This window comes from Phenylobacterium sp., assembly GCF_031984885.1.
Taxonomy (GTDB): domain Bacteria; phylum Pseudomonadota; class Alphaproteobacteria; order Caulobacterales; family Caulobacteraceae; genus Phenylobacterium.
Genome location: NZ_DAMABV010000001.1, coordinates 294,537 through 316,544, shown reverse-complemented (window position 1 = coordinate 316,544; position 22,008 = coordinate 294,537). Strand labels below are relative to the sequence as shown.

22 protein-coding genes and 1 pseudogene are annotated in these 22,008 nt (G+C 69.3%); 17 read left to right on the top strand and 6 right to left on the bottom strand.

From position 1 onward, the window contains the following. Positions 1-27: 27 nt before the first annotated feature. The 3 genes from RTL41_RS01580 to RTL41_RS01570 all read left to right on the top strand — a co-directional run bounded on the left by RTL41_RS01580 (position 28) and on the right by RTL41_RS01570 (position 1,702). Positions 28-756, top strand: coding sequence for a glycosyltransferase family 2 protein (locus tag RTL41_RS01580; RefSeq protein ID WP_312160646.1), 729 nt, complete (start codon positions 28-30; stop codon positions 754-756). Between the two features lie 71 nt (positions 757-827). Next, the gene (locus RTL41_RS01575) at positions 828-1,256 is read left to right on the top strand and encodes a hypothetical protein (RefSeq protein WP_312161347.1); all 429 of its coding nucleotides are present in this window, start codon (positions 828-830) and stop codon (positions 1,254-1,256) included. Positions 1,257-1,387: 131 nt separating this feature from the next. After that, a complete protein-coding gene (locus tag RTL41_RS01570) occupies positions 1,388-1,702 on the top strand; it encodes a helix-turn-helix transcriptional regulator (RefSeq protein WP_312160644.1) in 315 nt (104 codons plus the stop codon). Here RTL41_RS01570 and RTL41_RS01565 read toward each other — a convergent pair. Both RTL41_RS01565 and phaR read right to left on the bottom strand, forming a co-directional pair. Continuing rightward, positions 1,699-2,019: a hypothetical protein gene (locus tag RTL41_RS01565; RefSeq protein WP_312160642.1), complete on the bottom strand. Its 321-nt coding sequence runs from the start codon at positions 2,017-2,019 to the stop codon at positions 1,699-1,701. The two genes, RTL41_RS01570 and RTL41_RS01565, sit on opposite strands and share 4 nt — an antisense overlap. 30 nt (positions 2,020-2,049) lie before the next feature. Further along, positions 2,050-2,655 (bottom strand): polyhydroxyalkanoate synthesis repressor PhaR, encoded by a 606-nt coding sequence (gene phaR / locus RTL41_RS01560; RefSeq protein WP_312160640.1) that lies wholly within the window; start codon positions 2,653-2,655, stop codon positions 2,050-2,052. 179 nt (positions 2,656-2,834) lie between these two features. Here phaR and RTL41_RS01555 point away from each other — a divergent pair, with 179 nt between their 5' ends. The 3 genes from RTL41_RS01555 to RTL41_RS01545 all read left to right on the top strand — a co-directional run bounded on the left by RTL41_RS01555 (position 2,835) and on the right by RTL41_RS01545 (position 5,621). Next, positions 2,835-4,010, top strand: coding sequence for an acetyl-CoA C-acetyltransferase (locus tag RTL41_RS01555; RefSeq protein ID WP_312160638.1), 1,176 nt, complete (start codon positions 2,835-2,837; stop codon positions 4,008-4,010). A 62-nt stretch (positions 4,011-4,072) separates the two neighbouring features. After that, positions 4,073-4,798 carry a beta-ketoacyl-ACP reductase gene (locus RTL41_RS01550; RefSeq protein ID WP_312160636.1) on the top strand — a complete coding sequence of 242 codons (726 nt, stop codon included), beginning with the start codon at positions 4,073-4,075 and terminating at the stop codon, positions 4,796-4,798. Positions 4,799-4,850: 52 nt separating this feature from the next. Further along, a complete protein-coding gene (locus RTL41_RS01545) occupies positions 4,851-5,621 on the top strand; it encodes a DUF4908 domain-containing protein (protein ID WP_312160634.1) in 771 nt (256 codons plus the stop codon). A 70-nt stretch (positions 5,622-5,691) separates the two neighbouring features. On the opposite strand, the gene RTL41_RS01540 is transcribed toward RTL41_RS01545, so the two are convergent. Beyond that, positions 5,692-6,015: a UrcA family protein gene (locus RTL41_RS01540; protein WP_312160632.1), complete on the bottom strand. Its 324-nt coding sequence runs from the start codon at positions 6,013-6,015 to the stop codon at positions 5,692-5,694. Positions 6,016-6,262: 247 nt separating this feature from the next. Between RTL41_RS01540 and RTL41_RS01535 the strand changes: the two genes are divergently transcribed. The 8 genes and pseudogenes from RTL41_RS01535 to RTL41_RS01500 all read left to right on the top strand — a co-directional run bounded on the left by RTL41_RS01535 (position 6,263) and on the right by RTL41_RS01500 (position 15,367). Further along, a complete protein-coding gene (locus RTL41_RS01535; protein ID WP_312160630.1) occupies positions 6,263-6,730 on the top strand; it encodes a 2Fe-2S iron-sulfur cluster-binding protein in 468 nt (155 codons plus the stop codon). A 4-nt stretch (positions 6,731-6,734) separates the two neighbouring features. Then, complete coding sequence (locus RTL41_RS01530) at positions 6,735-8,915, top strand: xanthine dehydrogenase family protein molybdopterin-binding subunit (protein WP_312160628.1); 2,181 nt, start codon at positions 6,735-6,737, stop codon at positions 8,913-8,915. An 82-nt stretch (positions 8,916-8,997) separates the two neighbouring features. Further along, positions 8,998-10,215, top strand: a complete 1,218-nt coding sequence (locus tag RTL41_RS01525; RefSeq protein WP_312160626.1) for a TetR/AcrR family transcriptional regulator — start codon at positions 8,998-9,000, stop codon at positions 10,213-10,215. 88 nt (positions 10,216-10,303) lie between these two features. After that, entirely contained in the window at positions 10,304-13,627 is a 3,324-nt protein-coding gene (locus RTL41_RS01520; protein WP_312160624.1) for a carboxyl transferase domain-containing protein, read from the top strand. Positions 13,628-13,779: 152 nt separating this feature from the next. Continuing rightward, positions 13,780-13,947: pseudogene (locus RTL41_RS01515) on the top strand (LuxR C-terminal-related transcriptional regulator); the annotation flags it as partial. A gap of 109 nt (positions 13,948-14,056) precedes the next feature. Further along, on the top strand, positions 14,057-14,326 hold the full coding sequence (locus RTL41_RS01510; protein ID WP_312161345.1) for a hypothetical protein: 270 nt from the start codon (positions 14,057-14,059) through the stop codon (positions 14,324-14,326). A 188-nt stretch (positions 14,327-14,514) separates the two neighbouring features. After that, complete coding sequence (locus RTL41_RS01505; RefSeq protein ID WP_312160622.1) at positions 14,515-14,871, top strand: hypothetical protein; 357 nt, start codon at positions 14,515-14,517, stop codon at positions 14,869-14,871. 46 nt (positions 14,872-14,917) lie between these two features. Beyond that, positions 14,918-15,367 carry a hypothetical protein gene (locus tag RTL41_RS01500; RefSeq protein ID WP_312160620.1) on the top strand — a complete coding sequence of 150 codons (450 nt, stop codon included), beginning with the start codon at positions 14,918-14,920 and terminating at the stop codon, positions 15,365-15,367. Here RTL41_RS01500 and RTL41_RS01495 read toward each other — a convergent pair. The 3 genes from RTL41_RS01495 to RTL41_RS01485 form a co-directional block, all read right to left on the bottom strand. Beyond that, complete coding sequence (locus RTL41_RS01495; protein WP_312160618.1) at positions 15,330-16,682, bottom strand: VWA domain-containing protein; 1,353 nt, start codon at positions 16,680-16,682, stop codon at positions 15,330-15,332. The genes RTL41_RS01500 and RTL41_RS01495 overlap by 38 nt on opposite strands. A gap of 5 nt (positions 16,683-16,687) precedes the next feature. Further along, positions 16,688-17,593: a MoxR family ATPase gene (locus RTL41_RS01490; RefSeq protein WP_312160616.1), complete on the bottom strand. Its 906-nt coding sequence runs from the start codon at positions 17,591-17,593 to the stop codon at positions 16,688-16,690. A gap of 232 nt (positions 17,594-17,825) precedes the next feature. Continuing rightward, the gene (locus RTL41_RS01485; RefSeq protein WP_312160614.1) at positions 17,826-18,908 is read right to left on the bottom strand and encodes a hypothetical protein; all 1,083 of its coding nucleotides are present in this window, start codon (positions 18,906-18,908) and stop codon (positions 17,826-17,828) included. 183 nt (positions 18,909-19,091) lie between these two features. On the opposite strand from RTL41_RS01485, the gene RTL41_RS01480 reads away from it, so the two are divergent. The 3 genes from RTL41_RS01480 to RTL41_RS01470 all read left to right on the top strand — a co-directional run bounded on the left by RTL41_RS01480 (position 19,092) and on the right by RTL41_RS01470 (position 22,007). Beyond that, a complete protein-coding gene (locus tag RTL41_RS01480; RefSeq protein WP_312160612.1) occupies positions 19,092-20,366 on the top strand; it encodes a cytochrome P450 in 1,275 nt (424 codons plus the stop codon). A 202-nt stretch (positions 20,367-20,568) separates the two neighbouring features. Continuing rightward, entirely contained in the window at positions 20,569-21,591 is a 1,023-nt protein-coding gene (locus tag RTL41_RS01475) for a phosphotransferase family protein (RefSeq protein ID WP_312160610.1), read from the top strand. Beyond that, on the top strand, positions 21,588-22,007 hold the full coding sequence (locus tag RTL41_RS01470; RefSeq protein WP_312160608.1) for a hypothetical protein: 420 nt from the start codon (positions 21,588-21,590) through the stop codon (positions 22,005-22,007). Before RTL41_RS01475 ends, RTL41_RS01470 begins: the two co-directional genes overlap by 4 nt. Position 22,008: the final 1 nt, after the last annotated feature.

The window sequence follows — 22,008 nt, the reverse complement described above, 5'->3', positions numbered from 1 at the left end:
CGGCGAATTTTCCGCTATGGAGGGGCCATGGCCAAATCAACGCCCGACATTTCCGTGGTCGTCCCCGTCTTCGACGAGGAGGGCGCGGCGCCCGACCTCGCACGCGAGATCGCCGCCGCCTTCGCCGGCCGCGACTATGAGATGATCTTCGTCGACGACCGCAGCCGCGACGGCACGCGCGCGGCCCTGACCGCGCTCAAGGCGCAGATCCCCCAGCTTCGGGTGCTCAGCCACGCCAGCAATTCGGGCCAGAGCCGCTCGATCCGCACCGGCGTCCTGGCCGCGCGCGGCGACGTCATCGTCACCCTGGACGGCGACGGCCAGAACGACCCGGCCGACGGGCCCGGGCTGGTCGACGCCCTGAACGCCGGGCCGGCCGACCTGGTCCTGGTCGGCGGCGAGCGGGTCAAGCGCCAGGACAGCGCCGCCAAGAAGTTCGCCTCCCGGTTCGGCAACGGCGTGCGCAAGAAGCTGCTCAAGGACACCGCCAACGACACCGGCTGCGGCCTGAAGGCGTTCCGGCGCGAGGCCTTCCTGCGCCTGCCGTACTTCGATCACATCCACCGCTACCTGCCGGCCCTGATGCTGCGCGAGGGCTATCGGGTCGACTTCCGGCCGGTGAACCACCGCCACCGCCAGACCGGCCAGTCGAAGTACACCAACCTCGGCCGGCTGTGGGCTTCGCTCTCGGACCTGTTCGGGGTGATGTGGCTGCAGTCGCGCTCGCGCCTGCCGGGCCGCGTCGAAGAGCTCTGATGGCCGAGCGCTTGTCGCGCCTGGAAAAGCAGCGGAAGCTCCTGCTCGATCCCGAAGGGGGAGGGGTTCTGATGTTCGCCGCCTTGCCGCTGCTGGCGTTGCCCGTGCTCGCCTACAACCTGGCCGCGCTGACCCTGGCCGGCGGCTTCGCCTCGCAGGAGGCGACCATCCGCATGACCGAGCCGCTGTTCACGGTGGCGATGAATTCGACCGCCCAATGGCCTGTGACCCTGGGCGACCTGCTGCTGCTGGCCGGGCTGGTGGTGCTGTTCATCGAACTGCTGAAATCGACGACCAGCCGGCGGACCGCCATCGTCAATCACGCCCTGTCGATGCTGCTGTTCGTCGCCTGCCTGGTCGAGTTCCTGCTGGCCCCGGCCTTCGCCACCTCGACCTTCTTCCTGCTGACGGTGATGGTCCTGCTGGACGTGCTGGCCGGCTTCATCGTCACCATCGTCTCGGCGCGGCGGGACGTCGATTTCGGCCAGGACGCCCTCTAGGTGAGCGCCGAGAAGATCAGCGTCACGACGGCCAGGTCGAAGAAGCGGGTTGCGATGGCGAACATGGGAGTCCCGTCGGCAATAGGTTCACTCCCCGTTAAGCAAGACTGGCGCCAGAGCGGCCGCGGCTGATGGCGCTGTTCTTCGACCGCCAGTGGTTTGAGGAAAAGCTCGCCGAACGCGGGCTCAATCAGCGGATCCTCGCCGCCGCGGCCGGCATGGGCGAGGCCGACATCGTCCTGGTCTTCAAGGACCAGCGGGAACTTTCCGCCGAGGAGGTAGGCATTTTCGCCGACCTGCTGGGCGTGCCGCCCGCCGAGATCGCCGATCGCGCCGGCGTCTCCACGCCCGTCCCCGGCCAGGGCGACCTGACCGGGCGGCTGCTGGCGCTGGAGAAGCGGGTGGCGGCGCTGGAGGCCGAGCTGGCGCGGCTGAAGGGGCGCTAGACCTCGGTCTTGGCCGTGCGGCCCTTGGGCGTGCGCCGGTCGGCGGCGCCGGAATATTCGATCTTGTTGTAGAGGCTGCGGGCGCTGTCGAGCGTCTCCTTGCCGCCGCGCAGGCCGCGCTTCTGGCCGTCCTGGCCCAGCATGTGGGCGGCGAACGCCGCCTCCGGCCCTGTGGCGGCGCTCGGCGCCGGCGGAAGCGGCGGCTCGTAGAGCGCCGGCACGCTGCGATCCGTCGACTCCGGACGCGAGGCGTCGCCGGAGCGCTTCACGCGCCGGGTCTGGTTCGGCCTGCGGATCGGGTCGATGGGCGAAGTCATGACCAGGAAGCCTAGGGCGGCGAGGTTAAGCTAGCGTTTGGCCAGCTTCTCGATCTGCGCCTGCATCTCGGCCATCTGCTTCTTCAGCACGTCCAGCGTCTCGTCGCTGGCCGGCGCGGCCGTGGGCGCCGCGGCGGGCTTGGGCGCGGCGGGCTCCTCGGGCCGGGTGTAGGCGAAGGGCGAGAACATCTTCATCGCCCGGTCGAACATCGCCAGGTTCTGGCGGATCTGTTCCTCGTAGGGGCCGCCCAGGCCCGAACCCTGGCCGATGCTGGCGAACTGGGCGCGCATGCGCTCCTGCTGCTCGGCGAAGGTGGCCAGCGACAGCTCCAGATAGCTCGGCAGGAACGCCTGCATCGAGTTGCCGTAGAACCCGATCAACTGGCGCAGGAACTGGATGGGCAGCAGGTTCTGCCCCTCGCGGCTCTCTTCCTCGAAAATGATCTGGGTCAGGACGGTTCGGGTGATGTCCTCGTTGGTCTTGGCGTCGTAGACCACGAAGTCGACGCCCTTCTTCACCATGTCGGACAGGTGTTCCAGCGTGACGTACGAGGACGAGGCGGTGTTGTAGAGCCGCCGGTTGGCGTACTTCTTGATGACGACGCGGCCGTCGTCGGATCCCTGGGCGTCAGCCATCCCACAGTCCTTTATCAGCCCGCCCCCGACGGCGGATTATCATTCTTGCACCGCAGTATCGCGGATGCGAGCGGCTTCGGAAAGTCTGGGCTCCGATTACGCGAGTCGGTTTGCACCCTTGCCCAAGCTCCGCCCTTTATCGATAGATGAAAACCTTAAATGAGCTTGAGGAGCCCGCCATGAGCGACGTCGTCATCGTCTCGGCCGTCCGCACCCCCGTCGGATCGTTCAATGGGGCGCTATCCAGCGTGCCCGCCCACGATCTGGGCAAGGTCGCCATCCAGGCGGCGATCGAGCGCGCGGGCATCGCCGCCGCCGACGTCGGCGAGGTGATCATGGGCCAGGTGCTGCAGGCCGGCGCCGGCCAGGGCCCCGCCCGCCAGGCCGCCGTCAACGCCGGCATCCCCGTCGAAAGCCCGGCCTGGAGCCTGAACCAGCTATGCGGCTCGGGCCTGCGCGCGGTCGCCCTGGGCGCCCAGCAGATCGCCGACGGCTCGGCCACGGTCGTCATCGCCGGCGGCCAGGAGAGCATGAGCCAGGCGCCGCACGCCCAGCAGCTCCGCTCGGGCCAGAAGATGGGCGACCTGGCCCTGGTCGACACCATGATCAAGGACGGCCTGTGGGACGCCTTCCACGGCTACCACATGGGCCAGACCGCCGAGAACATCGCCGCCCGCTGGCAGATCACCCGCGAGGAACAGGACAAGTTCGCCGTCGCCAGCCAGAACAAGGCCGAGGCCGCCCAGAAGGCCGGCCGGTTCACCGGCGAGATCGCGCCGGTGACCATCAAGGGCCGCAAGGGCGATACGATCGTTGATCAGGACGAGTACATCCGCCACGGCGCGACGCTGGAGAGCGTAGCGGGCCTGCGTCCGGCCTTCGCCAAGGACGGCTCGGTCACCGCCGCCAACGCCTCGGGCCTCAACGACGGGGCCGCGGCCCTGGTGCTGATGAGCGCCGATGAAGCCGCCCGGCGCGGCCTCAAGCCGCTGGCCCGCATCGCCTCCTGGGCCAATGCCGGGGTCGAGCCCGAGATCATGGGCACCGGCCCGATCCCCGCCAGCCGCAAGGCCTTGGAGAAGGCCGGCTGGAGCGTCGCCGACCTCGACCTGGTCGAATCGAACGAGGCCTTCGCGGCGCAGTCGATCTGCGTCGTGCGCGACCTGGGCCTCGACCCGGCCAAGGTGAACGTCAACGGCGGCGCGATCGCCATCGGCCACCCGATCGGCGCCTCCGGTGCGCGGATTCTGACCACCCTCGTGCACGAAATGAAACGTTCGGGCGCCAAGAAGGGCCTGGCGACGCTGTGCGTCGGCGGCGGCATGGGCGTTGCCATGTGCGTCGAAGCAGTCTGACCATCTGAGTCGGGAGCGTCGGAGCAACCGGCGCCCCTGTTTTTCAAACGGGAGGCGGCCCTATGGGCAGAGTGGCGTTTGTGACGGGTGGGACCCGCGGTATCGGCCGCGCGATCTGCGAGCGGTTGAAGAGCGACGGGTTCAAGGTCGCCGCGGGATATTCGGGCAACGAGGAGGCGGCCAAGGCCTGCGCCGACGAGCTGGGCGTCATGGTCGTGAAGGGCAATGTCGGCAGCTTCGAAGACTGCCGCCGCGCGGTCGAGGCCGTCACCGCCGAGCTCGGCCCCATCGAGGTGCTGGTCAACAATGCGGGCATCACCCGCGACGGCGTCTTCCACAAGATGACCCCGGAACAATGGTCCGAGGTGATCCGGGTCAACATGGACTCGGTCTTCAACATGACCCGCCATGTGATCGAGGGCATGCGCGAGCGGTCCTGGGGCCGGGTGATCAACATCTCGTCGATCAACGGCCAGAAGGGCCAGATGGGCCAGACCAACTATTCGGCCGCCAAGGCCGGGGTCATCGGCTTCACCAAGGCCCTGGCGCTGGAGAACGCCCGCAAGGGCGTGACCGTCAACTGCATCGCGCCCGGCTATATCGACACCGAAATGGTGCAGGCGGTGCCCGAAAACGTGCTGGCCTCGATCATCGGGCAGATCCCGGTGGGCCGGCTGGGCAAGGGCGAGGAGATCGCCGACATGGTCGCGTTCCTGGCCGGCGAGCACGCCGGCTACGTCACCGGGTCGACATTGTCGCTGAACGGTGGCCAGTACATGGCCGGCTAAGCTTGCTGCGCGTCCAAAAAGCGCCCCAGTCAAAGGGCATCTGCCTAGCTCGATGGTGAGCGAAAGACCGGCGTCAGCGTACCTAAGCCTCATCGTCGCGGCGCTCGCCGCGGCGATGAGCTTTGGCTGGGCGTCGGTCGCGCAGGCCGGACCCCAGACCCTTCGCGAGGGCTTGTTCGGCGACCGCCCTGCGCCCGGCCGCCAGGCCAGCCCGCCGGTTGCGCGATATGTCAGCGAGGACGGGGCCGCCTTCGTCCTCGATCGCAGCCAGCCTCGCGTCTACATGAAGTTCGACGACAGCCCGGAAATCTGGGCCCTGCGTCCGCATCCCGCGCCGCGCGGCGACGTCATCTACAAGAACGATCTGGGCGAGCCGATGTTGCGGGCCACGCGCCTGGGCGGGCTGACCCTGTTCACGCCCGACCGGCCCGGCGGCTCGCCGGCCGCGCTGGCCGGCGCCGGCGGCGCCCTGCGCCTGGCGCCGCTCAGCCCGCAGGTCCTGCTCGAGCGCCTGGCCCAGGCCAGCGCCCGCGCCACCCGCGCCGCGCGCCGCCTGATCCCCTTCGAAGCGGACGCCTCTCCGGCCTCCTCCGCCGTGGTCGCCGACGCCGCGGCGGTGACCGCCGAGGCGGTGGTGCGCATTTCCCGCCGCCCGGACGGGCGCAGCCTGCTCTCGCGGGTGAAGAAGGTGAAGCTGGTCGAAGGCCGCCGCCCCTCTGCGATCCTCTACGGCGAGGAGATGCGGATCACCGTGACCCCCGCCGACGGCCTCTACGGCCGCCCATCCTCCGATCGCATCATGCAGGCGGCCGGCTCGCGCTAGGTCCGCAACGGCAAAGGCCCGCCACGGGGTGGCGGGCCTCTCGCGCCTGTCGGGGGCTGGGACGCGGCGCTCAGCGTTGGGCAAGTTCCTGAGGCGCGGCGGCCAGAACCTGCCGCTGGGCGAGCTGTTCCTGGATCTCGGCCCGGGCGCCTTGCAGGCAGTCGTGCCGCGCCGAGAGGGTGATCCGGCCCGCTGCGGCGTTGCTGCAGAACTCGGCCGCCGCCGCCGCGACCCGCTGGTCCAGGATGTGGGCGTCGCGGGGCGCGTTGATGTTGATGTCCGAAACCTTGACCGCGACGGGCGCGGCCTGGGCGCCCGTCGCCAGGGCCAGGGCGGGGACGGCCGCCAGGGCGATGGTCGCGAGGCCGGCCAGGGTGCTGCTGAACTTGATCATCTGAATTCTCCCAAATCTTTGAGGTGGCCGTGCGGGCCGCCGATGACGTTGAGATATTCCGGATGCTGTCGCGAAGTCTTGTTAAACCGGAGTAATGACGCAAGTTTAAGAATATTACCGAATGTACATGCGATTAATTACTTGGGGTTTAGATTCCGCCTCCACTCGCAGCCGATAGATTTCCTCCGCTTGCGGCCAAGCCGTACCAGCCCTTAGATTCAAGCGAACAGAAGGGAGCGCGGTTTCCATGGCCTTCAAGCTGAACGTGAACGGCAAGGTCCTGTCGGCGGACGTCGACGGGGACACCCCCTTGCTCTGGGTGCTGCGCGACACCCTCGGCATCCTCGGACCCAAGTACGGCTGCGGCGTCGCCCAGTGCGGGGCCTGCACGGTCCACATCGACGGCGCGCCGATGCGCTCCTGCTCGATCCCGGTCGAGGGACTGGAGAGCGCCAAGATCGTCACCATCGAGGGCGTCGGCGCCAACGCCGTCGGCAAGAAGGTCCAGGCCGCCTGGAGCGAACTCGACGTCGCCCAGTGCGGCTACTGCCAGGCCGGCCAGATCATGTCGGCCACGGCGCTGCTGGCCGAGAAGCCCAGGCCGACCGACGCCGACATCGACGAGGCGATGGCGGGCAACATCTGCCGCTGCGCGACCTACACGCGCATCCGCGCGGCCATCAAGCTGGCCTCGGGCCAGAAGGCGGAGGCCTGATCCCATGGCGGACGGATCGCACATTCCCTCGGCCAGCCGCCGCGACGTGCTCGCCGGCGCGGGCCTGGTTCTCTCCTTTGCGGTCGCCGGCAAGGCGGGCGCGGCCGAGGCCGGCGGCGCAGGCGACAAGCTGAACGCCTATGTCCGCGTGGCCCCCGACAACACCGTCACCATCGTCTCCAAGAACCCGGAGATCGGCCAGGGCATCAAGACCATGCTGCCGATGCTGATCGCCGAGGAACTGGACGTGGACTGGTCGCAGGTCCGCACCGAGCAGGCGATGAACGACTTCGCCACCTATGGCCGCCAGTTCGCCGGCGGCAGCATGGCCACCCCGCTGCACTGGGACGAGCTGCGCAGGGTCGGCGCCGCGGCCCGGGTGATGCTGGTCGCCGCCGCAGCGCAAGGCTGGGGGGTTCCGGCCGCCGAGTGCACGACCGCCTCGGGCGTCGTCCATCACGCCGCGTCCAGGCGCAAGGCGACCTACGGCTCGCTGGCCATCAAGGCCGCCGGCGCGCCGGCGCCGGACCTGAAGACCGTCCCGCTGAAGGACCCCAAGGACTACAAGATCATCGGCAAGCCGTTGCGCCAGGTGGACACCGCCGCCATCGTCACCGGCAAGCCGCTGTTCGGCATCGACGTCGTCGTGCCCGGAATGCTCTACGCCACCTTCGAGAAGGCCCCGGTGTTCGGAGCCAGGGTCGCCAGCGCCGACCTGGCCGCCGCCAAGGGCGTGAAGGGCGTGCGCGACGCCTTCGTGGTCGAGGGCGAGACGGCGCTGGACGGCCTGCTGCCCGGCGTCGCCGTGGTCGCCGATAGCTGGTGGGCGGCGCGCAAGGCCCGCGACAGGCTGAACATCCGCTGGGCCGATCACCCGACCTCCAGCCAGTCCTCGGCCGGTTTCGCCGCCCAGGCGCTGGAGCTGTCGAAGGCCGCGCCCGGCAAGACCGAGCGCAACGACGGCGACGTGGCCGCCGCCCTGCAGGGGGCCGCCAGGACGGTGGAGGTGGCCTACGCCTATCCATTCATCTCGCACGCCAATCTCGAGCCGCAGAACTGCACCGCCCACTTCAAGGACGGCAAGGTCGAGATCTGGGCCCCGACCCAGAATCCGGAGCCGGGCCGGCAACTGGTCGCCAAGACCTTGGGCATCGCGCCCGAGGCGGTGGCTATCCACATGATCCGCTGCGGCGGCGGCTTCGGCCGCCGGCTGATGAACGACTACATGGTCGAGGCGGCCTGGATCTCCCGGCAGGCCGGCGCGCCGGTCAAGCTGCTCTGGACGCGTGAAGACGACATGCGCCACGACTTCTACCGCCCAGCCGGCTGGCACTTCCTCAAGGGCGGGGTGAACGCGGCCGGAGACCTGGTCGGCTGGCACGACCATTTCGTCACCCTCGGCGAGAACGGCACGCCCGCGCGCAGCGCCGGCATGTCGCCGACGGAGTTTCCCGCACGCTTCGTCCCGAACTATCGCTACGACCTGTCGATGATGGCCTGCGGGGCGCCGACCGGGCCGCTGAGGGCGCCCGGCTCCAACGCCATCGCCTTCGTGGTGCAGTCGTTCATCGACGAACTGGCCCATGCCGCGGGCGCCGATCCGGTCGCCTTCCGGCTGAAACTGCTGGGCGACAAGCCGATGGTCGGCGAGCCGCCGTCCGGCTACGCGGCCGGGCGCATGGCCGCGGTGGTCAAGCTCGCCGCCGAGAAGTCCGGCTGGGGACGGCCGATGCCGAAGGGCTCGGGCCTGGGGATCGCCTTCCACTACAGCCACCTGGGCTATTTCGCCGAAGTGGTCGAAGCGGCGGTGGCGCCCGACGGCGCGGTCAAGGTGGTCAAGGTCTGGGTGGCGGCCGATGTCGGCCGCCATGTGATCAATCCGTTCGGGGCGCTCAACCAGATCGAGGGCTCGGTCCTGGACGGCCTGTCCGGCGCCCTGCACCAGAACATCACCATCGAGAACGGCGCGGCGGTCGAGAGCAACTTCTCCGACTATCCGCTGATGCGCATCGACGAGGCGCCGCCCGTCGAGACGCATTTCATCAAGTCGGACAATGCGCCGACCGGCCTGGGCGAACCGGCCCTGCCGCCGGCGACGCCGGCCATGTGCAACGCCATCTTCGCTGCGACAGGAAAGCGCATCCGCCAACTGCCGATCGATCCTGCTTTCCTCAGGAGTGGCTAAGCGCGCCGAGCTAAGCCATCATGACCAAGGGAGGACGCGGCGGGCTTGATCCGTCGTCGCCTGGATAACAAGAAAAAGATCAATGACGACGATGGTCCGTACGCCGACCAAGCGCTTCGAACAGCGCAAGAGCGCTATTGTCGGTTCGGCCGTGGAGGTCCTCAATCGCAGGGGCGTGCGCGGCATGACCCTGGCCGATGTGGCCGCGCGCCTCGACCTCGTGCCGACCGGGGTGATCTACTACTTCAAGAACAAGGAAGAGCTGGCGGCCGCCTGTTTCCTGCGTGGGATCGAGCGGTACAATCGCCTGATCGCGGCGGCCGAGGACGGCGGCGACGTCCGCGAGCGGCTGCGGCTGTTCCTCGACGCCTATTTCGACTACCGCGCCCGGATGCTGGCCGGCGAGGTCGAGCCGCTGACCGCTTTCAACGACGTGCGCGCGCTCAACTGCGCGCCGGTCAATGCAGCCTATGTCGACATGTTCCGGCGCATCCGCACGCTGTTCGCCGGCCCGGAGACCCGCGGCCTGTCGCGTCCGGCCCTCGGCGCGCGCGCGCTGCTGCTGATCTCCGAGGTGTTCTGGGCGCCGCTCTGGCTGCATCGCCACGATCCGGAGGACTTCGGCCGCGCCTCGCGCCGGTTCTGGTCGATCGCCGTGGACGGCCTGGCGGCGCCTGGCGCATCCTGGAACCCCGTGGCCCTGCCGGCCCTGATCCCCAAGGCGGGCGGCGAGGCCTCCAGCGAGCTCTTCCTGCGCGCGGCGACCCAGTTGATCAATGACGAGGGTTATGTCGGCGCCTCGGTCGAGAAGATCTCGGCGCGGCTGAACGTCACCAAGGGCGCCTTCTATCACCACCACGAAACCAAAGACGAACTGGTCGTCGCCTGCTTCGAGCGGACCTTCGACGTCATGCGCCGTGCGATCCGCCAGGCGGAGAGCGTGTCCGGCGACGGCCTGCAGACCCTGACCACCATCGCCTCGGCCCTGGTCGAATATCAGCTCACCGGCAATGCGCCGCTGCTGCGCGCCTCGGCCCTGACCTCGGCGCCCGAGGCGATCCAGCCGCAACTGATCGCGCGCTTCGACCGGATCTCGGACCGCTTCGCCTCGCTGATCTCGGACGGCGTCGCCGACGGCTCGGTGCGCCCGGTGGACGTCAATATCGGCGCCCAGATGCTGACCGCCATGATCAACGCCGCCGCCGAACTGCATCATTGGACCCCCGGCGTGACGCCCCAGACCGCCGCGGCGCTCTACGTCAGGCCGTTCTTCGAAGGGCTTGCGCCGAACCAGGCGTAGACGGCCCCGGCGGCGCCCGGGCAAGGTGGGGAAAAGCCTCTCAATCCAGGAGCCGAGCGTGGCGACGTCACGCTCAGGGGAAACGCCAGTGAAGAAGCTGCTGATCGCCAACCGCGGCGAGATCGCCATCCGTATCGCCCGCACCGCCGCGGAGATGGGGATCGAGACCCTGGCGGTCTATTCCACCGATGACGCCGCCTCGCTTCACACCCGCAAGGCCGACGGCGCCCACGCCCTGACCGGCGCCGGTCCCGCCGCCTATCTCGACGCCGAGCAGATCCTGGCCGTCGCCCGCCAGCACGGCTGCGACGCGATCCATCCCGGCTATGGCTTCCTTTCCGAGAACGCCGCCTTCGCCCGCGCCTGCGCCGAGGCCGGGGTGGTGTTCGTCGGCCCCTCGCCCGAGACGCTGCAACTGTTCGGCGACAAGGGCGCGGCCCGGGCGCTGGCCGCCCGTTGCGACGTGCCGATCCTGGCGGGGACGGACGGCGGGGTCACCCTGGCGCAGGCGCGGGTCTTCCTGGAGAGCCTGGGCGCGGGCGGCGCCGTCATGGTCAAGGCCGTCGCCGGCGGCGGCGGCCGCGGCATGCGCCCGGTGCGATCGCCGGCCGAACTGACCGACGCCTTCGAGCGCTGCGCCTCCGAGGCGCAGGCCGCCTTCGGCGACGGCGCGCTCTATGTCGAGGAGTTCCTGCCGCACGCCCGGCATATCGAGGTGCAGATCGTCGGCGACGGCCAGGTGGTCTCCCACCTCTGGGACCGCGAATGCAGCCTGCAGCGCCAGCGGCAGAAGGTGGTCGAGATCGCCCCGGCCGCGACCCTGCCGCGCGAGACGCGCGAGCGGTTGTTCGAGGCCGCGGTCGCGCTTGGCCGCGCCGCGCACTATCGCAGTCTGGGTACGGTGGAGTTCCTGGTCGACGGCGAGCGCGTGGTCTTCATCGAGGCCAATCCGCGGCTTCAGGTCGAGCATACGGTCACCGAGGAGGTCACCGGGCTCGATCTTGTCCGCATACAGATCGATCTGGCCGCGGGCCGCTCGCTCGCCGATCTCGAACTGACCCAGGCCGAGGTTCCCCGGCCTCGCGGCGTCGCCGTCCAGGCGCGTATCAACCTCGAGACCATGACCCCCGAGGGCGCGGCCAAGCCGTCCGGCGGCCTGCTGTCGGCCTACGAGCCGCCGTCCGGCCCGGGGATCCGCGTCGACGGCTTCGGCTATGGCGGCTACCGCACCAGCGCGCGGTTCGACTCGCTGCTGGCCAAGCTGGTCGTCCATGCAGCCGATCTTCCGGCGGCGACGGCCAAGGCCCGGCGCGCGCTCTCGGAGTTCAAGATCGTCGGCGCGGCGACCAATATCGGCTTCCTGGAGAGCCTGCTCGGTCATCCCGACGTCGCCGCCGGCGAGGTCCACACCCGCTTCATCGAAGAGCGGATGGAGGAGCTCAGCCAAAGCCCCGAGCGGCCCAGGCTCTATTTCGAGGCGGCCGGCGCGGCGCCCAGGCGGGCCGGCGCGCAGGTGGACACGACCGACCCGCTGGCCGTCCTGCATCACGGCAAGGCCGAGGCGGCGTCCTCGGACGAGCCCGAAGAGGTCGAGGGGCCCGAGGGCACGAAGCCCGTCCGCGCGCCGCTGCAAGGCACGGTCATCGGCGTCATGGTCCAGGCTGGCGACGAGGTGCGCGAGGGCCAGCCGCTGTTCGTCATGGAGGCGATGAAGATGGAGCACGTCGTCGCCGCCGACGTCTCCGGCGTCGTGCGGCTGGTGGCGGCGGGGGAGGGCGACACGGTCTTCGAGGACCACGCCCTGGCCTTCATCGAGCCAGGCGAGGTCGCCGGCGGCGCGGTGACGGCGCAGGAGGAGGTCGACCTCGATCACATCCGCCCCGATCTCGCCGAGGTGCTGGAGCGGCATCGTCTCACCCTCGACGCGGCGCGGCCGGACGCCGTCGCCCGCCGCCGCAAGACCGGCCAACGCACCGCGCGCGAGAACATCGACGACCTCTGCGACAGCTTCACCGAGTACGGCGCCCTGACGGTCGCCGCCCGCCGCCGCCGCAACACCGTCGACGAACTGATCGCCCAGACGCCCGCCGACGGCATGGTCATGGGGTTGGGGTCGGTCAACGGCGATCGCTTCGCCGAGGAGAAGTCCCGGGTCGCGGTCATGGCCTACGACTACACCGTGCTGGCCGGCACCCAGGGCTCGCACAACCACGACAAGCTCGACCGGATGAGCGAGATCGCCGCCCGTTGGCGGCTGCCGACCGTGTTCTTCACCGAGGGCGGCGGCGGGCGGCCCGGCGACACCGAGGGCGGCGGCTTCGTCCGCGGCTTCGAGTTCTGGGGGCGGCTGTCGGGCGCCGTGCCGCTGGTCGGGATCTCGTCGGGCCGCTGCTTCGCCGGCAACGCCGCCATCCTCGGCTGCTGCGACGTGATCATCGCCACCAAGGATTCGGCGCTGGGCATGGGCGGGCCGGCCATGGTCGAGGGCGGCGGCCTGGGCGTGTTCCGGCCCGAGGAGATCGGCCCGGTCAAGGTGATGCAGGCCAACGGCACCATCGACGTGCTGGCGCAGGACGAGGCCGACGCCGTGCGGCTGGCCAAGCAGTACCTGTCCTACTTCCAGGGGCCGGTGAAGGAGTGGACGGCGGCCGACCAGCGGCTGCTGCGCCGGGCGATCCCGGAGAACCGGCTGCGTGTCTACGACATCCGCAAGGTGATCGAGCTGATCGCCGACGAGGGCTCGGTCCTGGAGCTGCGTCCGAAGTTCGGCCTGGCCATGGTCACCGCCTTCATCCGCATCGAGGGGCGGCCCGTCGGGGTCTTCGCCAACAATCCCCAGCACCTCGGCGGGGCGATCGATTCCGACGCCTCGGACAAGGCCGCGCGCTTCATGCAGCTCTGCGAGGCGTTCGACATTCCGCTGCTGTCGCTTTCCGACACGCCCGGCAACATGGTGGGGCCCGAGGCCGAGAAGACCGGCCTGATCCGCCACTGTTCGCGGCTGTTCGTGATCGGCGCGAACCTGACCGTGCCGCTGTTCTCGGTGATCCTGCGCAAGAGCTATGGGTTGGGCGCCATCGCCATGACCGGGGGCTCCTACCAGGGCTCGATGTTCTGCGTCTCCTGGCCGACCGGCGAGTTCGGCGGCATGGGGCTGGAGGGCTCGGTCAAGCTCGGCTACCGCAACGAACTGGCCGCGATCGAGGATCCGGCCGCACGCAAGGCCAGGTTCGACGAGATGGTCGCCGCCGCCTATGCCCGCGGCAAGGCGCTGTCCCAGGCCATGGGGCCGGCTCTCGACGACGTGATCGACCCGGCCGACACCCGCCGCTGGGTGCTGTCGGGCCTGAAGTCCCTGCCGCCGCTGCCCGTCCGTACCGAGAAGAAGCTGCGCTGGATCGATAGCTGGTGATCCGCCGCCCGGCGCGCACGGGGGTGTGACCGCGCCCGGCTTGCTTCGCCCTGCGCGTTAAGCAAGTTTACGAAGTCTCGCGGCCTGCGCTGCGCGCGTCTGCCGTGAACGGCGGTTCGCCCGCCCGGCCGCCGAGGGTCGGGGGACGCGTAATGGACAGGCTGGCCACGCTCACGCCACGCGAGCGGCAGTGCCTCATGGGGGTGGCGCGCCATCTCCAGTCGAAGGAGATCGCCCGCGAGCTCGGGCTCGAGGCGCGCACGGTCGACAAGCACATCGAGCGGGCGATGAAGAAGCTGGGCGCGTCGAACCGGCGCGACGCCGCGCGCATGCTCGCCGGCGATGTACGTGATGACTACGTAGGGGCGCCGCTCCCCCTGGCCGCCGACGTCGGCGAGATGCTGACCTCCTTCTCGAAAGGAGGCGCACATGCCCCATACGGCGAAACGATTGCCACAGACGACCTGGGGCGACCTGGAAGCGATCTTCGACAGCCTGGCCAGCACGGGTCAGCAGAAGGAGACGGTGCATCACCTGCTGCAGGTGACGCGGGAGATGAGCCCCTATCTCACGAGGCTCGATCTGCTGCGCGAGATTATCTGCGTCGCGCTCGTCTTGTTGCCCGACGAGGCCCAGCCCCCCCAGTCATGGCGGTGGCTGGCTCAGGGCCCGCCCGGACCCCCTGGCGACGGCTCCTGAGCGCCATGCTGTTCACCCTGGTTGCTGGAGCCCTGCTGATCGGCGGTCTGGCCATCGCCATCCAGCTTGGCCACCTGATGCAGACGCTCGACGCCTGGCTTGCCCGCGGCTGATCGGCGAAGCCGACGCCGCATCCCATCTCACCCACACCACCCGTCCCGCGCCCCGTCGCGGAGGAAGGATATCCCATGCAACGCCGCGAACTGGCCCAGGCCATCGCCACGTCCCTGTTCGAAACCGAGGCCGCGCTCGACGCCGCCCTGGAGCGCGCCGCCCTGCTGATCGCCCAGACCAGCGCCCTGCGCCGCGAGCACAACTACTCCGCCGTCCTCGGGCACGAGGCCGTCGCCGCCCTGACCCGCACCATTGACGCCCTGGGCGAGGCGCGCGGCCACGCCATGTCGGCCCACGCCGCCTTCGAGAAGGCCTCGCCGCAACTGGGCGTGCAGCCGACCACCTTGCACGGCACCGGCGTCGAGAAGCCGCCGACCGCGGTGTCGGACGCCGATGGTCCCGCGCTCCGGGCGGTCTCGGCGGCGGCTTGACGCGATGCTCGCACCGCTTTCCCTTCCGGGGATGAGCTGGTTTGCGATGTTCGACGCCCCCGTGCAGCAGGCCGGCGCCGTGGCCACGGCGCTGGTCACGCTGCTGGCGCTGTGGAAGGGCGGCGCGCCCGAGCGGATCGCCGCCGTGGTCAGCCTGGCCGCCTTCTTCCTCAGCCCCCTGGCCCAGCAGCTCGGCGGCCTGCCGCAGCCGCTCTGGGGCGTGGCGGCGGTGGACGCCGCGGTGCTGGGCGTCGTCACCCTGCTGATATGGTTCTACGACCGCCAGTGGCTGATCGGCGCCTGGGCGGCCGAGGCGCTGACCCTGCTGTGCCATGCGGCCAAGCTGGCCGACGTCACCCTGCTGGCGCGCGGCTATGTCGCCAGCCTCTACATCCTCTATTTCGGCTTCCTGGCCGCGCTGGCCTGGGGCGCCTTCGAGGCCAGCGCGCGCCGGTCGGCTAGTGCGGAACGTAGGTCCGCAACACGTCCTCGATGATCCGCTCCAACTGGCCCAGGGTGTTGCAGGTCTTGGCCACGTGGCAGAAGCGTTCGTAGCGGTACATGACGCTGTCCCCCTGGCTCCAGTAGCTCTCCGGTTCGGGGTTCAGCCAGATGACCGAGCGGGCCCGGTTGTGGATCGTGGCCATCAGATCCAGCCGCGGATCGGCATAATTCGACCGCCCGTCTCCCAGGAAGATGACGGTGGTGTGCCGGTCGACATGGTCGAGGTGGTTCTCGCAGAAGTCCTCCAGCGACTTGCCGTAGTCGGTCTGCTGGAAGCCGATCTTGCGCAGCACCTGGAAGATCGCCCCGTCGACATGCTCGTCGTCGAGGATGTCGTTGACGCTGATCAGCCGGCCCGAGAAGGCGTAGGCCTCCATCCGGTCGACCACCTCGTTCAGCGAGTAGAGGAAGGTCAGCAGGAACTGGGCGGCGGCGGCCACCGACTTCGACACGTCGCAGATGCAGACGATCGACGGCTTGTCGATCTTCTCGGTCTTCCAGATGATCTCGAACGGCATGCCGCCATAGGGCATCGACTTCCGCAGCGTGCGGCGGATGTCCATGTGGCCCTTGCGGGCGCGGTTGCGGCGGCGCGAATAGCGGTCGGCCAGCCGCTTGGCCATCTTCTTGACCAGGGCCTGCATCATCGCCTGGTCGACGGGATCGATGCCGCCCTCGGCGTTCAGCGCCTTGCGGGCCAGCATCTCCTCGCGGAGCATCTTGCCCGAGCCGGAGGCGTAGAGCTCGTGCTGGCGTTCGACATAGCGCTGGGCTTCCTGGGCCAGCCGGCGCTTGCCGGCCTCCAGCCGGTCGGCCGCGTCGCCGCCGCCTTCCAGCTTTCGGGCGTTGCTGATCAGCGCCTCGATCTCGGCCAGGCCCATCTCCTCCAGCAGCCGCCGGGTCAGGCGCGAGCGCTGGGTGGTCAGGCGGATCTGCGAGACCTGGGCCCGCTGGGCGGCTTCCTCCATCGCCTGGGCCAGGCCCGGCGCGTCGCCCTCCATCAGCATGCGGGCGAGGTCCGATTGCTCGGCGCCCTCGGGCAGACCCTCCATCGGGTCGCCGTCCCCCTGCGGCGGCGGCTCGAAGCCGAGCTCGTCGCGGCTGAAGAAGGTCTCGAAGGTCTCGTCGAACCGCACGACCTCGTCCGAGGTCTTGGCCAGGGTCGCGCACAGCGCGTCCTTGAACAGCTCGCGATCGGCGAAGCCGACCTTTTCCACCGTGCGGTGGGCGTCGATGGCCTCGGCAGGCGAGACCTTCACGTCCGCGGCCCGCAGGGCCCGGAAGAAGTCCTCCAGCGCACCCTGCATGGGTCTTACGCCGCCGGGCGGCGGAGCAGTTCGGAGATCTGCGGCTCCACCGCGGCGATGTCCGGCTCGAACTTCAGCAGCACGTTCAGCGTGTCGCGCACGACCTCGGGATTGAGGCTGTCGGCGTTGAGCAGGATCAGCGCGCGGGCCCAGTCGACGGTCTCGGAGATCGACGGCGACTTGCGCAGGTCGAGCGTGCGCAGCGACTGCACGAAGTCCACCAGGCTGGCGGTCAGGGTCTGCTCGATGCCCGGCACGCGGCTGGCGACGATCTTGCGTTCCAGGTCGGCGTCGGGCAGCGGGATGTGCAGGTGCAGGCAGCGGCGCTTCAGCGCATCGCCCAGGTCGCGGACGTTGTTGGAGGTCAGGAACACCAGCGGCGGGGTCTTGGCCTTGATCACGCCGAGCTCGGGGATCGAGACCTGGTAGGCCGACAGCACCTCCAGCAGGAAGGCTTCGAAGGCCTCGTCCGACTTGTCGATCTCGTCGATCAGCAGCACGCAGCCGTCATCTTCCTTCAGCGCCTTCATCAGCGGGCGCGGCTCCAGGAAGGGCTCGGAGAAGAACAGGTCGCCGATGCCGTGCAGGCGGCCCATGGCGGCGTCCATGTCCTTGGCGTCGGACAGCGCCTCGCCCATCCGGTCCTTGAGGATCTGGGTGTAGAGCAACTGCTTGCCGTACTTCCACTCGTACAGCGCCTTGGACTCGTCCAGGCCCTCGTAGCACTGCATGCGGATCAGCGGCTGGCCCAGCAGGGTCGCGGTCGACAGCGCCAGTTCGGTCTTGCCCACCCCGGCCGAGCCTTCGACCAGGATCGGCTTTTGCAGGTGAATGGCCATGTAGAGGGCGGTGGCGATGCGGCGCGAGGCGATGTAGCCGACGCCGGCCAGCCCTTCGATCAGGGCGTCCACGGAAGAAAGGACGTCCGGCTGCGCGGCCTTAATCGCCGCGGGAGAAATAGCGGTCAAAGTCTCAAACTTTCGAGTGTCGCGCGTAATTGCGCCAGGCGGTCTTCAATGGGCGCGAGTGTGCAGGGGGCGGGGGCCGTGCGCAAGCGCTGGTTCAAACGGGCGTTCGCGGGGCGCTGTCATCCCGGCTTCGGCGAAGCAAGACCGGGACGACAGCGGGGCGCGGGGCCAGTTCCTACACCCCATACGGCCGATAGGGCCCGGCGATCAGTTGTTCGAACACGCCCATGCCCTTGACCGGCGCCTCGCCCGGCAGGGTCAGGGTGACGTGGCTGAGCGCCTGGATGTGCACGTTCTCCGGGCTGGCCATGTCGACGGCGCCCAGGTCGATGTCCTCGCGCTCGACCACCAGCTCGCCCTTGTAGCCGCCATGGCGCCAGGCCGGCGCCCCGTAGCCGATACCGCGCATCAGGAAGGTCAGGAACGGCTCGAAGCGGATGCTGGCCGAGCCCTGGGCCAGCGGCACGTTGAGCGTCCCGGTCCGGGCGTGGCGGGTGCCGGCGATCAGCGAGACCTCGTCCATGGTCGCCCCTTCGCTCTCGTGGAAGGCGTCCGGTCCGGCTCCGTCCGGCGCGATCACCGCGCGGGTGTTCCAGGGGCGGCCGTCGGGGTCGGCGTTGACGTGGAAGAAGATGCTGCGGTCGGCGAAGTTCAGCGGCGTCCACTGCCAGAAGAAGCCGCTGACCGTCATCGGGACCGGCGGCTGCGGATCGGGCGCGCCGACCGGGCGGATGCCCCATGAGCGGTCGCGGGTGCCCACCGTTCCGGCCGCCAGCTCCTTGCGCACGCCGTCGACCTCGATCCAGCCGGTGCAGCGCACGTTCTGGGTCAGGCGGGTGTAGTCCATGAAGGCGCGCGGCCCGATCCGGCGCATGAATCGCGGCTCCTCGATCGGGAAGCTGCGGCCCTCGAAGACGATCTCGGCGGCGAAGCCGTTCGACGGCGCGAGCGTGACCTTCAGCTTCTGCAGCGGCTCGATCACCTCGATGGAGATCGGCCCGCAGGAGAGGTCCAGCCGCTCCATGTTCATCACCTTGGAGGCGTGCAGGCAGTGCTCGATCCCGTCGCGGATCACCGAGAAATGGGCGTCGGCGACGTTGAGCTGCGGATAGACGCCGAAGGCGATCGCGAAGAACTCGGTCCCGTCCGGCTGGTAGCCGTTGAAGAAGTAGCGATCGTAGAAATTCCGGTCCGTGCCGGCATAGGCGATCGGCTCGGGCGTCTGGTGGATCGGAAAATCGTCGGCCTTGGTCAGCATGGGTGGCGTCCTCCCAGACGTCTCTTGCACTGCAGCGATCTTGTCTTTGTCGATTGACGGTATTGCGACGTCGCCGTCTGCGGCATTATCAAGTGAACAAAGATAACAAAACAAGGGAGGACGCTTTTTGCTGACGCCACGTAAGGTTACGCGGCGTGAACCGGCAACGAGCGCTCAGGAGAGATGAGCACAAGCAACGCGCGCATACCGGACGAATACGCGGCCAACCTGGTCGACCCTGCCGCCTATGCGGACGGCCGTATTCACGAGACCTATGCCTGGCTCCGCGCCAACAATCCCTTCGGACTGGCCGAGATCGAGGGCTTCGATCCGTTCTGGGTGGCGACCAAGCACGCCGACATCCTGGAGATCAGCCGTCAGAACGCGCTGTTCCACAGCGGCGACAAGGCGACGGTGATCACCAACAAGGCCGCCGACACCGCCGTGCGCGCCATGATGGGCGGCAGCCCGCACCTGGTCCGCAGCCTGGTGCAGATGGACGCCCCCGACCACCCGAAGTATCGCGCCCTGACCCAGGCCTGGTTCATGCCGACCAACATCAAGGGCCTGGAGGACCGCATCCGCGGCATCGCCCGGCGGGCGGTCGAGCGGATGGCGGCCACCGGCGGCGAGTGCGACTTCGTCCGCGACGTGGCGCTGGGCTATCCGCTGCATGTGATCATGGAGATCCTGGGCGTCCCCGAGGAGGACGAGCCGCGGATGCTGACCCTGACCCAGGAGCTGTTCGGCGCCACCGACCCAGAGCTCGCCCGCGACAGCGCGCCCGACATCTCCAAGATGCTGACTGAGGGGGTGGTCGCCGACTTCTACGCCTACTTCGCCAAGATGTCGGCCGACCGCCGGGCCAATCCCCGGGACGACGTCGCCACCGTCATCGCCAATTCCGAGATCGACGGCCAGCCGATCTCCGAGCTGGAGGCGATGAGCTACTACATGATCGTCGCCACCGCCGGGCACGACACCACCTCGTCCTCGACCGCCGGCGCGCTGTGGGGCCTGGCCGCCAATCCGGGCGAGTTCGCCAAGGTCAAGGCCGACCCGTCGCTGATCCCCGGCCTGGTGGACGAGAGCATCCGCTGGATCACCCCGGTGAAGACCTTCATGCGCTCGGCCACCGAAGCCACCGAGTTCGCCGGCCGCCAGCTCGCCAAGGACGACTGGATGATGCTCTGCTACGCCTCGGGCAACCGCGACGAGGAGGTGTTCGAGGACCCGGCCGCGTTCAGGATCGAGCGCAGGCCCAACAAGCACCTGGCCTTCGGCTACGGCGCGCACCTGTGCCTGGGCCAGCACCTGGCCAAGATGGAGATGCGGATCCTCTGGGAGGAACTGCTGCCGCGCATCAAGACCCTGGAGCTGAACGGCGAGCCCAAGCAGAGCCAGGCCACCTTCGTCAGCGGGCCCAAGACCCTGCCCGTCCGCTTCTCGATGCATTGATCATGACCGCGTATCGCTTCGATGCTCCCCCGCTGGGGGAGCTCCGGGCCGAATGGCCCGGTGAGGGGGACTTCGACGTCTTCAGCAGGCCCCTTCCGTCTCGCGGCTTGGGCCGCAAGCCCCCTCCCATCAGGATGGGGGAGGAAAAAGCGCCCCCTATGTACGATCCTGCAGAGGGGGCGGATCGGGCCGGTGGTCGTTCATGAGCGCTCTCGAACCCCGCCTGGCCGCCTACATCGCCGCCCGCATGCCCGGCGCGAGCGACGTGGCGGTCGAGGACCTGTCGCGTATCTCCGGCGGCGCCTCGCGTGAGACCTATCGCTTCCGCCTCGTCTGGAACGAGGGCGGCGCGGCGCGCGAGCGCAAGCTGATCCTGCGGCGCGACCCGCCGGCCTCGCTGATCGAGACCGAACGGCGGATCGAGTTCGAGGCCTATCGCGCCTTCCACGGCAGCGCCGTGCCGGTGCCGCAGATGTTGTGGCTGGAGGAAGAGGACGACGCCCTCGACCATCCGTTCTTCATCGCCGAGGAGATCGCCGGCTTCCAGGCCGCGCCGACGCTGCTGTTCGGCCCACCCTATGCGGCGATCCTGGAGCAGCTTGGCCAGCGCAAGTGGAGCATCCTGGGCGAGATCGCCAAGGCCGATCCGGTCGCCCTGGGACTGACCGAGGTCATGGCGCCTGTCGCGCCCGACGCCTGCTGGGACCGGGAGCTCAGCTATTGGGAGGGGCTGCTGGACCGCGACGAGCCCGAGCCGCTGCCGATCACCCGCGCGGCGATCCGCTGGCTGCGCGCCAATCCGCCGCCGCCGGCCCAGAGGGTCAGCGTCGTGCACGGCGACTATCGGACCGGCAATTTCCTCTACGACGAGGCCGGGGGCATCCACGGCGTCCTCGACTGGGAAATGTGCCACCTGGGCGATCCGCTGGAGGACCTGGGCTGGAGCTTCAACCCGGTCTGGTCGTTCGGCCAGGGCAAGGCCGGCGGGCTGCTGCCCCGCGAGGACGCCATCGCCGTCTGGGAACGCGCCAGCGGCCTGACGGCCGACCCGGCCGCGCTGCACTGGTGGGAGCTGTTCAACTGCGTGAAGGGCCAGGCGATCTGGATCTCCTCGGCCCGCGTCTGGATCGACGGCGGCAACCGCGAGCCGATCATGGTCTATCCGCCCTGGCTGCTGCAGAACGCCCAGGACCGCGCCACCCTGCAAGTGATGGGACGCCTATGAACCCGACCGTTCCCGCCGTGCTGGCCGAATTGGCCGGGCTGTGCATGCGCAACGCCATGCCGGACGTCCATCCCGCCGACAGGGCCAGTTCGCTCGGCCTGTCGGCGGCGTTGCTGGGCGTCGCCGCCGAGGTCTGGGACGGCATGGCCGCCCGCCTGGTCGCCGAGAACCGCGCCATCCGGCCGCTGCTGGCGAGGGCGGGGGAGACGGGGCTCGACTTCGCGGCCCTGGCGACGGGCGCCGACGAGGACCTGCGGCTTTCGTCGCTGAAAGCGGCCAACGACGCCCTGCGTGCGGCGCTGGTGGAGTTGCACGCGGCGGCCGAAGCGAAGGGCGCGGCGGGCCTGGAGGCGGCTGTCTGGGCCGAGCTGGTCGCCTCGACCGAGCGCCGCAAGCTGGCGTCGTCGCCGGTGTGAG